This is a genomic window from Streptomyces sp. NPDC059897 (assembly GCF_042730865.1).
In the GTDB taxonomy this organism is placed as follows: Bacteria; Actinomycetota; Actinomycetes; order Streptomycetales; family Streptomycetaceae; genus Streptomyces.
Genome location: NZ_JBHWKQ010000020.1, coordinates 137846 through 147858, shown reverse-complemented (window position 1 = coordinate 147858; position 10013 = coordinate 137846). Strand labels below are relative to the sequence as shown.

Annotated in this window: 11 protein-coding genes and 1 pseudogene; 3 read left to right on the top strand and 9 right to left on the bottom strand. The window is 71.1% G+C overall.

What is annotated here, in order from left to right; translation table 11 throughout:
* Positions 1-52 precede the first annotated feature (52 nt).
* From ACFV9W_RS22810 to sigE, 5 genes and pseudogenes are all read right to left on the bottom strand, one after another.
* Positions 53-724, bottom strand: a complete 672-nt coding sequence (locus tag ACFV9W_RS22810) for a hypothetical protein (protein WP_385763699.1) — start codon at positions 722-724, stop codon at positions 53-55.
* Positions 725-888: 164 nt separating this feature from the next.
* A complete protein-coding gene (locus ACFV9W_RS22805; RefSeq protein ID WP_385763697.1) occupies positions 889-1368 on the bottom strand; it encodes a sec-independent translocase in 480 nt (159 codons plus the stop codon).
* Between the two features lie 210 nt (positions 1369-1578).
* Positions 1579-2673: pseudogene (locus ACFV9W_RS22800) on the bottom strand (S1C family serine protease); the annotation flags it as partial.
* Between the two features lie 386 nt (positions 2674-3059).
* Positions 3060-4073 (bottom strand): anti-sigma factor family protein, encoded by a 1014-nt coding sequence (locus ACFV9W_RS22795; RefSeq protein ID WP_385763695.1) that lies wholly within the window; start codon positions 4071-4073, stop codon positions 3060-3062.
* Positions 4070-4783 (bottom strand): RNA polymerase sigma factor SigE, encoded by a 714-nt coding sequence (gene sigE / locus ACFV9W_RS22790; RefSeq protein ID WP_385763693.1) that lies wholly within the window; start codon positions 4781-4783, stop codon positions 4070-4072. Before sigE ends, ACFV9W_RS22795 begins: the two co-directional genes overlap by 4 nt.
* Before the next feature lie 228 nt (positions 4784-5011).
* On the opposite strand from sigE, the gene ACFV9W_RS22785 reads away from it, so the two are divergent.
* Positions 5012-5710 carry an O-methyltransferase gene (locus ACFV9W_RS22785; RefSeq protein WP_385763711.1) on the top strand — a complete coding sequence of 233 codons (699 nt, stop codon included), beginning with the start codon at positions 5012-5014 and terminating at the stop codon, positions 5708-5710.
* A gap of 166 nt (positions 5711-5876) precedes the next feature.
* Here the strand turns inward: ACFV9W_RS22785 and ACFV9W_RS22780 are convergent, their stop codons facing one another.
* A complete protein-coding gene (locus ACFV9W_RS22780) occupies positions 5877-6044 on the bottom strand; it encodes a DUF3117 domain-containing protein (protein ID WP_266713770.1) in 168 nt (55 codons plus the stop codon).
* A gap of 320 nt (positions 6045-6364) precedes the next feature.
* On the opposite strand from ACFV9W_RS22780, the gene ACFV9W_RS22775 reads away from it, so the two are divergent.
* Positions 6365-7168, top strand: coding sequence for an enoyl-CoA hydratase/isomerase family protein (locus tag ACFV9W_RS22775; RefSeq protein WP_385763690.1), 804 nt, complete (start codon positions 6365-6367; stop codon positions 7166-7168).
* Positions 7169-7185: 17 nt separating this feature from the next.
* On the opposite strand, the gene ACFV9W_RS22770 is transcribed toward ACFV9W_RS22775, so the two are convergent.
* Both ACFV9W_RS22770 and ACFV9W_RS22765 read right to left on the bottom strand, forming a co-directional pair.
* The gene (locus ACFV9W_RS22770; RefSeq protein WP_385763688.1) at positions 7186-7785 is read right to left on the bottom strand and encodes a DNA-3-methyladenine glycosylase I; all 600 of its coding nucleotides are present in this window, start codon (positions 7783-7785) and stop codon (positions 7186-7188) included.
* A complete protein-coding gene (locus ACFV9W_RS22765; RefSeq protein WP_385763686.1) occupies positions 7782-8183 on the bottom strand; it encodes a DivIVA domain-containing protein in 402 nt (133 codons plus the stop codon). The genes ACFV9W_RS22770 and ACFV9W_RS22765 overlap by 4 nt, the downstream gene beginning before the upstream one ends.
* Positions 8184-8322: 139 nt before the next feature.
* Between ACFV9W_RS22765 and folP the strand changes: the two genes are divergently transcribed.
* The gene (gene folP / locus ACFV9W_RS22760) at positions 8323-9183 is read left to right on the top strand and encodes a dihydropteroate synthase (RefSeq protein WP_385763684.1); all 861 of its coding nucleotides are present in this window, start codon (positions 8323-8325) and stop codon (positions 9181-9183) included.
* A gap of 26 nt (positions 9184-9209) precedes the next feature.
* On the opposite strand, the gene ACFV9W_RS22755 is transcribed toward folP, so the two are convergent.
* The gene (locus ACFV9W_RS22755) at positions 9210-9959 is read right to left on the bottom strand and encodes a TIGR00730 family Rossman fold protein (RefSeq protein WP_385763682.1); all 750 of its coding nucleotides are present in this window, start codon (positions 9957-9959) and stop codon (positions 9210-9212) included.
* Positions 9960-10013 lie beyond the last annotated feature (54 nt).

Here is a 10013-nt window from a genome sequence, read left to right as displayed (position 1 = left end):
GGACCGGTTGACCCGGGCGGGCCGCCCTTCCCGGGCGGCCCGCCGTTCCTCGTCACGCGTCCGGTTCCGGTTCCAGCGCCGCGATGTCCTTCACGACGGAGAACCCGAGCCCGTACGCGCTCATGCCGCGCCCGTACGCGCCCAGGTGCACCCCGGCCTGCGTGGAGCCCGCGAGCACCCAGCCGTACTCGGACTCCCGGTAGTGGAACGGGGTGGGCACCCCGTCCACCGGCAGCGTCAACGCCGCCCAGTCCTCCGACGCGAGGTCGTCCGCGAGCACCCACGCCGTCTCGGTCTGCTGCTCCAGCCAGTCGTCGCGCAGCGTGTGATCCATCTGCACGGGCCAGGTGTACGAGAGCAGCCCGACGCCGGCGAGCCAGGCCGCCGAGGAGACCGACGTGGCATCCAGGACGCCGGTGCCGTCGGCGGTGCGCCGTACGGGATTGGCGGCGACGGTCACCACGACCGCGAACCGCTCGGTGTCTTCCGTGAGCTCACTGCGTACGGAGGGCTCGTCACCGTGCCCGATCGAACCGTGCTCGACGGACCCGTCCGCCGTGGTGCCGACCTGCATCAGCCAGCGCGGTCCCGTGAAGGCCTCGTCGAGGCCGTACCACGGGAAGGGCGCCAGCAGGTAGCCGTCGACCGTACGCCGGGCCGTGAGGGCCTCGCCGGCCCCCTCGGTGGCCGGCGCCTGCGCGCCTACCCGACTCGTCGTCTCCATGTACCCGGCCGCCTCCTCGCTCAGTTACGGACCGGCGCGGCCCGCCCCCCTCGGGCGTCCTCACGTCCGCTCCGCGCAACAACAAGGCAGGATGCCACACCGGGCCCGCGGGGCCCGGTTTCGTCAGGCGTGGTTCAGCCGTGTTCGAGGTGGTTCGGGGTGGTTCAGGTCGCGTCCGCGTCGAAGGGCGGCGGCTCGACGGCGGCCGGCTTCGCGGAGCTCTCGGGACGCTTCTGCATGTCGACCGCCTCGGGCCGCTTCTGCATGTCCACGCGGCCACCGCCGCCGGACGGGCTCGACGATCCGGAGTCCTCCAGCTCGCCCACGGTGTGCACCGCGTCGGAGACGTCGGCCATCTCCTTCTTCAGGTCGAAGCCGTTGCGGATCTCCTTGAGCCCCAGCTCGTCGCTGTCCAGCTGCTTTCGGATGAACGTCTTGGGGTTCAGGTCCTCGAACTCGAAGTCCTTGAACTCCGGGCCCAGTTCGTCCCGGATGTCCTGCTTCGCACTGTCCGAGAACTCCCGGATCTTCCGAATGGTGCGCGAAACGTCCTGAATGACCTTGGGGAGCTTGTCGGGGCCGAACACGAGAACGGCCAGCACGACGATCGTCACGACCTCCAGCGGGCCAATATCGTTGAACACCTTGCACTCCTAGCGTGTCCTCGGCCCGCGATCGGTCATCAGCAGCAGGTCTTCGGCAGGGTCCGGCAGCGGACCCGGTCCACGGTACCCGGCCCACCTGTCCATTCGGTAGCCACCGGGGAACCTCCAGGATCGCGCATCCCGCGCCACGACCGGTCAAGAGCCGGTCAGCCGCCGGTAACGGGTCGGTCAGGGGTCGGCCGGAACCGGTCAGCCGCCGCCGGCGGTACCGAGAACGAGCGACACCTTCCGCTCGTTGCCGCCCCGTTCGACCGTGAGCTCCAGCCTGTCCCCGGGGCGGTGCGTGCGGATCTTGACGATCAGCTCCTCGCCGGAGTGCACGGGGACGCCGTCGACCTCGGTGATCACATCGCCCGGCGTGATCCCCGCCCTGGCGCCCGGACCGCCCGGACTGACGGCCGAGCCGCCGTTGTTGCCCTTCGTGCCGACGCGGGCGCCGTCGCCCGAGAAGTCCATGTCGAGGGTGACGCCGATCACCGGATGCGTCGCACGCCCGGCGTTGATCAGCTCCTCCGCCACGCGTTTCGCCTGGTTGACCGGGATCGCGAAGCCGAGGCCGATGGAGCCCGACTGCCCCTCGGGCAGCTCCGAACCGCCGGTGTCGGCCGAGCGGATCGCGCTGTTGATGCCGATGACGCGGGCCTTCGAGTCGACCAGCGGGCCGCCCGAGTTGCCCGGGTTGATGGGCGCGTCGGTCTGCAGCGCGTCCACGTAGCTGACGTCGCTCCCGTCGCCCTTCTCGCCGCCCGCCGTGACGGGCCTGCCCTTGGCGCTGATGATGCCGGAGGTCACCGTGTTCGCCAGGTCGAAGGGGGCTCCGACGGCGACGACGGGGTCGCCCACCCGCACGTTCTCGGAGTTGCCGAGGGGCAGCGGCCGCAGCCCGCGCACCCCGGACACCTTGATCACCGCGAGGTCGTAGCCGCTGTCGTGCCCGACCGGCTCGGCACGGGCGCTCTCACCGCTGGAGAACGTGACCGATATCTCACCGTCGGAGCCGGCCGAGGACACGACGTGATTGTTCGTGAGGATGTGCCCCTGGCCGTCGAGTACGAATCCGGTGCCGGTGCCCTCCTCCGAGGAACCCGCGGTGTGGATGGTGACGACGCCGGGCAGCGTGCGCGCCGCGATTCCGGCCACGCTGTCGGGGTCCCGGTGCTTGGACTCGGCGGCGGCCTGCGGCAGCCGGATGTGCGCCCCGACGCCGGTCCGCTCCAGATACGACCCGATCGCCCCACCGATGCCTCCGGCGACCAGCGCGATGACGACGCCCCCGATCACGAGCTTGCGCCGCTTCGGACGAGTGGGCAGATCCCCTCCGTGCGGCGGGTGAGCACCATCGAGCGCCTGCGGCGGGTGAGCATCACCAAGCCCCTGCGGCGATTGAGCATCACCAAGCCCCTGCGGCGGGTGAACATCACCAAGCCCCTGCGGCGATTGAGCAGCGGGGTCCGGGGCGGAGCCCCGTGGCGTGGGAACGGTCGACCGCTCCGACTCCACGTCCCAGGCGGAGCCCTCCGTCGGAATCCCCTCGTCCATGTCCCGCCGCACTCCCCAAGCCTGGCCCACGGCACCGCACCGCCGGCTCCCACGCGCGCGACCCGGATCAGCACCCGACGCACCGCCTCACCTGGATTCAACCAGGTTCGGCGGCGCGGGCGCAGAGCGTGTCAGCGCAGCGACGAAGGACGGGACGAGGCGGTCGGAGACGAGACCGAGGCGGCGGAGAGGCTGGGCCCGGTCTCCTCGAAGGAGGTGCCGTCGGCGGCCGAGGCCGATGCCGAGCCCGAGGGCCGGGCGGAGGGCTGCGACGCGACCGAGACCGCGACGGCGGGAGCGGCGGGACGTATGAGAGGCGACATCCGGGCCGCACCGGCCAGCAACGGCGTCGAGAACGGATAGCCCGCGCTCTCCGCGTGGCCACCGCCGGGCAGCAGCGGCGCGCCCGCCTCCGTCGGCGAGACAGGGGCCGCGAGGGCGCCCCCGCGCTGGCCGAGCGGCGAGGCATACGACCTGCGGCGCTGGGTGTCCGAGGCCGAGGCGGCACCGGACGGCTGGCTGCGCAGCGGCGTGACCTTGCTGCCGGAGCCGCCACCGCGCGCGTCACCGCTGTCGGCCGGGGCCGCGGTCGTGACCCCGCCGAGCGCGATCGCGGCGAGCGACACCGCACCGGCGGCGGCGAACGCGAAGCGGCGGGAGCGCGAGCCCCGGTCGCTCTCGTGCCGGTCGGGACGGGCCACTTCGTGGATGCGGAAGCCGCGCTGGCCGCTGGGAAGGACCGCGGCGTGCGCCGCGGACGGCGCGTACCCGAAGGGCTCCGGGTCTACGTCGAAGACTCCCTGGCCGAAGCCCCGGACGCCGCCGAGGGGTCGGCCGCTGCCGAATCCGCCTCCCCCGAACGGTGGTGTGCCACCGTCGGAGTCACCTCCCGCGGGCAGCCCCTGGAGGCGGGCGAGAAAGCTCTCGGAGGGCGGCGGCGGGGCCGCCTGCGCGAAGACGCTCTTGAGGCGGCGCTGGGCGTCGGCCTCGGCCTTGCACCGGGCACACGTCGCCAGGTGCGCGAGGACGCGCTCGCGGGCGTCGTGGTCCAACTCGCCGTCGACCAGGGCGGCCAGCCTGTCCCCCAGGTGTTCGGCGGCCGCGGTCTGTTGGCGTTCGGCAGGATTGAGACGTGATCCACTCACGCGGTCGCGCCCCCTCCTCCGAGGACGGGGAAGGCGCCCGTCCCACAGGCCTCGGCGAGCGTGCGGCGCTCCTTGCGGGCCTCGGGCGAGCGGTGCTGCAGCGCCTTGCGCAGCTGCGAGCGGCCGCGGTGGATCCGGCTGCGGACCGTGCCCAGCTTCACGCCGAGGGTCGCGGCGATCTCCTCGTAGGAGAGCCCCTCGATGTCGCACAGGACGACGGCGGCGCGGAACTCGGGCGCGAGGGTGTCGAGCGCCTGCTGCACGTCGGCGTCGAAGTGCGCGTCGTTGAAGACCTGCTGCGGCGACGGTTCTCTGCTGGGCAGCCGCTCGGCGGCGTCGTCGCCCAGCGCGTCGAAGCGGATGCGCTGCTTGCGACGGACCATGTCGAGGAACAGGTTCGTGGTGATGCGGTGCAGCCAGCCCTCGAAGGTGCCGGGCGTGTACGTCGACAGCGAACGGAAGACACGGACGAAGACCTCCTGCGTGAGGTCCTCGGCGTCGTGCTGGTTTCCGGTCAGGCGGTACGCCAGGCGGTAGACGCGGCCACTGTGCGTGCTGACGATCTCCTCCCAGGAAGGGGGAGTCCACGCCTGTGATTCCGCATCGGCGGCAAAGGTCGCGGTCTGCGCGGAGTCAGTGGTGCGGATTCGGTCAGCGGTGTTGGTCACGGATTTCGGCTCACCCGCCGACCTGAGAAGACGCCGAAGCACTCCTCCCCGATCCACAGGCGCAGCCGCACCTCCCCTGTCGGCTCTGGTGGTGTCCAGTGGAGCACCTACCATAACCACTCCGTCCGTTAGCTCCGGATAAGCGTTTTTACTCAGATTTGCCGGTCGGTTCTCGACCGCCGCCCGCACGGCTGTCGCCATCGCGTTCTCCCCCGCAGTTCCCCGTGTCCAGCCTGCTCTTTCCCCCTGCATGTTCAAACGCGCGGTCCCATCTGCGAGTTCCCGCCACCAACGGATAAAGTCACGCGCAGGCATCCACGGGGACGGGAGAGGGCCATTACCGGCAACCGGCAGACGAGTTGGGCGTTCGCCGACGCCTTTGTCGCCGAGGACGACGCGATTCGCTGGGCCCGGGACCGGGCTCGCGAGGCAGGGCTGTACCCGGTGTCCCCCGGCGCGGGCGCGACGCTCGGGGTGCTCGCTGCCACGGTAGGGGCGAAGGCCGTCGCCGAGATCGGTACGGGCACGGGCGTGTCGGGGGTCCACCTGCTGCACGGGATGCGGCCCGACGGCGTCCTCACCACGGTCGATCCCGAACCGGAGCGGCAGCAGTTCGCGCGCCAGGCGTTCCGCGCGGCCGGCTTCGCCAGCAACCGGGCCCGGTTCATCCCCGGCCGCGCCCTGGAGGTGCTGCCCCGGCTCGCCGACAGCGGGTACGACCTGGTCTTCTGCGACGGTGACCCGCTGGAGTGCCTCGACTACCTCGCTGAATCGTTGCGCCTGCTGAGGCCCGGTGGCCTGGTCGTCTTCCAGGGGGTCCTCGCCGAGGGGCGGACCGTCGACGCGGGGCCGCAGCCGGTGGAAGTGGTCCGCCAGCGCGAGCTGCTGCGGGCCGTGCGCGAGAGTTCCGAGCTGGTGGCGTCGGTGCTGCCGGTCGGCGACGGGCTGCTCTGCGCCGTCAAGCGCTGAGCCGTCGAGCCCCCGTACCCCTTCTCCGTACGCCCGCCCCTACACATACGACTGCCCCGGCATCAAATGTGTGCCGGGGCAGTCGAAAAGGTATGGTCGCTCGCGCGTCAGCCGACGACCGGCCCCACCCCACCTGTGCGGGGAAGGGTCGCGGGTGCAGAAGGTGTCAGCCCACTACCTTCTTCAGTTCGTCACCGAGGGCGCTTGCCTCGTCCGGCGTCAGCTCGACCACGAGCCGACCGCCGCCTTCGAGCGGAACGCGCATGACGATGCCCCGCCCCTCCTTGGTCACCTCGAGCGGGCCGTCACCCGTCCGCGGCTTCATGGCCGCCATGCTCGTTCCCCTTCCTGAAACCAGCTCATCGTCAGCCGACGGCCCTATGGATGGGCACACGTCACCGGCATCGAACACATTGCTTCCAGGCCATTATCCCGCATCGCGGGACCCGATGACCAACATCGGTCGGCATCGCTTGCGCAACGCACTTGACCAAAACCACTCAATTCGGGGATCCGACTGCGATACTGCGCCATCTTCGGACCCAAGCCGACGCGAATTCGTTAGACGCAGGTCACATGCCAAGAGCGTTCCATGTGTCGTGATCTACGTCATGCTGAGCACGGACGACTGAGCGACCGCATAGGAGGAGTCCCATGGCCGACACCGTGCTCTACGAGGTGAGCGACGGGCTCGCGACGATCACGCTGAACCGCCCCGAGGCGATGAACGCGATGAACACCGAGTCCAAGGTCGCCCTCCGCGACGCGGTGCAGGCGGCCGCCGCCGACGAGGCGGTACGGGCGGTGCTGCTGACGGCGGCCGGCGACCGGGCGTTCTGCGTGGGCCAGGACCTCAAGGAACACGTCGGCTCGCTGCTGGCGGACAAGGAGTCCGGCGAGGGCCGCACCATGAACACGGTGCGTGAGCACTACAACCCGATCGTGCGGGCGCTGACCCAGATGCCGAAGCCCGTGGTGGCCGCGGTGAACGGCGTGGCGGCCGGTGCCGGATTCGGTTTCGCGCTCTGCGCGGACTACCGCATCGTGGCGGACAGCGCGTCCTTCAACACCTCGTTCGCGGGCGTGGCGCTGACCGCCGACTCCGGGGTCTCCTGGACGCTGCCCCGCCTGATCGGCCCCGGTCGCGCGGCCGATCTGCTGCTCTTCCCGCGCTCCCTGAAGGCGCAGGAGGCGTACGAGCTGGGGATCGCGAACCGGCTCGTGCCGGCCGCCGAACTCGCCGAAGAGGGCCGGAAGTTGGCGCGCACCCTCGCCGAGGGCCCGACCGTCGCCTACGCCGCCCTGAAGGAGTCCCTCGCCTTCGCCGGGGACCACTCGCTCGACGAGGCGCTCGACAAGGAGGACGAGCTGCAGACCCGGGCCGGCGCCTCCGAGGACCACACCATCGCGGTGCAGGCCTTCATCGCGAAGGAGCGCCCGAAGTACCTCGGGCGCTGACCCGGTTCACACCGGGCTCACACCTTCGTACGCCCCCGGGACACGCAGTCCGCCAGGTGGTCGTTGACCAGGCCGCAGGCCTGCATCAGCGCGTACGCCGTCGTCGGGCCGACGAAGCGCAGGCCGCGCTTCTTCAGCTCCTTGGACAGGGCCGTCGACTCGTCGGTGATCGCCGCCACGTCGCCCAGCGCCTTCGGGGCGGGGCGGGTGGCGGCGTCCGGCGCGAAGGACCAGATCAGCTTGTCCAGCTCGCCGGGCGACCAGTCCACGAGCACGCGCGCGTTCGCCAGCGTCGCGTCGATCTTGGCCCGGTTGCGGATGATGCCGGTGTCGGCGAGCAGGCGCTCGCGGTCGGCGTCCGTGAAGGCCGCCACGTCCGCGATCTTGAAGCCGGAGAACGCGGCGCGGAAGCCCTCGCGGCGCCTGAGGATCGTGATCCAGGACAGGCCCGACTGGAACGCCTCCAGGCTCAGCCGCTCGAACAGCGCGTCGTCGCCGTGGACCGGGCGGCCCCACTCCTCGTCGTGGTACGCGACGTAGTCCTCGGTCGAAAGGCCCCAGGGGCAGCGCGGCTTTCCATCGGGGCCGGGGACGGCGCCCCCTGTCGGCTCGCTCACCGGAGCCCCTCCCCCGTACCGAATCCGAATCCGTACTCACCAGGTGGCGCGTAGCCCGTGTCCGGGCCCGGCTCCGGCGGTCGCGGGGCGGCCCGGCCGTGGGCCGAGGTGAGGGCGGCCTCCAGCTCCGTGATCCGCGCGTCCCGCTCGGCCAGTTCGGCCCCGAGGCGGTTCAGCGCGTCGTCCACCTCCGCCATGCGGTAGCCCCGCACCGCGGTGGGCAGCCGGAGCGCCTCCAGGTCGGCGGGGGCCAGGGGGCGGTCGGGCGGCAGCGGGTCCGCGTAGAACTGGGACGGCTCGTCGCGCAGCGCGCCGCTGTCGCCGCCGCCGATGACCGCGAACGTCACCGCCGCGATCACCACGACCAGCGCGGCGACCAGAAACAAGAACATGACCATGTCTGCCGTCCCCTGGGTTCGACCGGGCCGTGCGGCCCTCAACCGTCAGGCTTCGATCGTGCCATGCCGCACTGACAGTTAAGGTCGCAGACGACGTTCAACCGGGAACGAGAGCGAACGAGAAGGAGAGTCACAGGGGATGCTCAGGCTGGGCCAGCACGAATTCGGTGCGCACGAGCCGGTGATCATGGCGATCGTGAACCGGACCCCGGACTCCTTCTACGACCAGGGCGCCACCTTCCGTGACGAGCCCGCGCTCGCCCGCGTCGAGCAGGCGGTGTCCGAGGGCGCCATGATCGTGGACATCGGCGGCGTGAAGGCCGGTCCCGGCGAGGAGGTCACCGCCGAGGAAGAGGCGCGGCGGACCGTCGGCTTCGTCGCCGAGGTGCGGCGCCGCTTCCCCGACGTGATCATCAGTGTCGACACCTGGCGGCACGAGGTCGGCGACGCCGTCTGCGAGGTGGGCGCGGACCTGCTGAACGACGCGTGGGGCGGTGTCGACCCGAAGCTCGCGGAGGTCGCGGCGCGCCACAAGGTGGGCCTCGTGTGCACGCACGCGGGCGGCGCCGAACCCCGCACGCGCCCGCACCGGGTGACGTACGAGGACGTGATGGCGGACATCCTGGACGTGACGGTGTCGTACGCGGAGCGGGCCGTCGCCCTCGGGGTGCCGCGCGAGTCCGTGCTCATCGACCCCGGTCACGACTTCGGGAAGAACACGCGGCACTCCCTGGAGGCGACGCGGCGTCTTCCGGAGATGGTCGACACGGGCTGGCCGGTGCTCGTCTCCCTGTCGAACAAGGACTTCGTGGGCGAGACCCTCGACAAGCCGGTCAAGGAGCGGGTCATCGGGACGCTCGCGACCACGGCGGTGTCGGCGTGGCTCGGGGCGCAGGTCTACCGGGTGCACGAGGTCGCCGAGACGCGGCAGGTCCTCGACATGGTGGCTTCCATCGCGGGCCACCGGCCCCCGGCGGTCGCCCGCCGGGGACTCGCGTAACGGCCCTCAGGGGACCGCGGGGCGGCCTACTTTCCAGTCTCCTTGGTGACCAGTGTGATCGCCTCCTCCACGTCGTCCGTGACGTGGAACAGCAGCAGGTCGGCCTCCGAGGCCTTGCCCTGGGCGATCACCGTGTTCTTCAGCCAGTCGACCAGACCGCTCCAGTACTGCGAACCGAACAGGACGATCGGGAAGCGCGTCACCTTCGTGGTCTGCACGAGGGTGAGCGCCTCGAAGAGCTCGTCCAGGGTGCCGAGGCCGCCGGGCAGCACCACGAAGCCCTGGGCGTACTTCACGAACATCGTCTTCCGTACGAAGAAGTAGCGGAAGTTCAGTCCCAGGTCGACGTACGGGTTGAGCCCCTGTTCGAAGGGCAGCTCGATGCCGAGGCCGACCGAGGTGCCCTTGGCCTCCACGGCTCCCTGGTTGGCCGCCTGCATGGCGCCGGGGCCACCGCCGGTGATCACGGCGAAGCCGGCCTCCACGAGGGCCTTGCCGATGGCCACACCGGCCTCGTACTCCGGCGAGTCCACCGCTGTGCGCGCCGAGCCGAACACGCTGATCGCGGGCGGCAGTTCGGCGAGCGTGCCGAAGCCCTCGATGAACTCCGACTGGATGCGCAGGACCCGCCACGGGTCGGTGTGCACCCACCCCGAAGGGCCTTCCGTGTCGAGCAGACGCTGGTCGCTCGTCCCTGGCTGCATCTGGTCACGGCGCCGGACCACCGGACCCGTCCGCTGCTCCTTGGGACGTCGCTTGCCCTCCGGGTTGCTCATCGTCTGCTCCCTTCCTGCGCAGGTATCACGCACTTACGTAGAGCAAGGGTAGGT

Bases quoted from the DNA above. Each gene is read 5' to 3' on its own strand.
- ACFV9W_RS22810 (WP_385763699.1), bottom strand. From the start codon at position 724: ATGGAGACGACGAGTCGGGTAGGCGCGCAGGCGCCGGCCACCGAGGGG.
- ACFV9W_RS22780 (WP_266713770.1), bottom strand. From the start codon at position 6,044: ATGGCGGCCATGAAGCCGCGGACGGGTGACGGCCCGCTCGAGGTGACC.
- ACFV9W_RS22775 (WP_385763690.1), top strand. From the start codon at position 6,365: ATGGCCGACACCGTGCTCTACGAGGTGAGCGACGGGCTCGCGACGATC.
- ACFV9W_RS22765 (WP_385763686.1), bottom strand. From the start codon at position 8,183: ATGGTCATGTTCTTGTTTCTGGTCGCCGCGCTGGTCGTGGTGATCGCG.
- folP (WP_385763684.1), top strand. From the start codon at position 8,323: ATGCTCAGGCTGGGCCAGCACGAATTCGGTGCGCACGAGCCGGTGATC.
- ACFV9W_RS22755 (WP_385763682.1), bottom strand. From the start codon at position 9,959: ATGAGCAACCCGGAGGGCAAGCGACGTCCCAAGGAGCAGCGGACGGGT.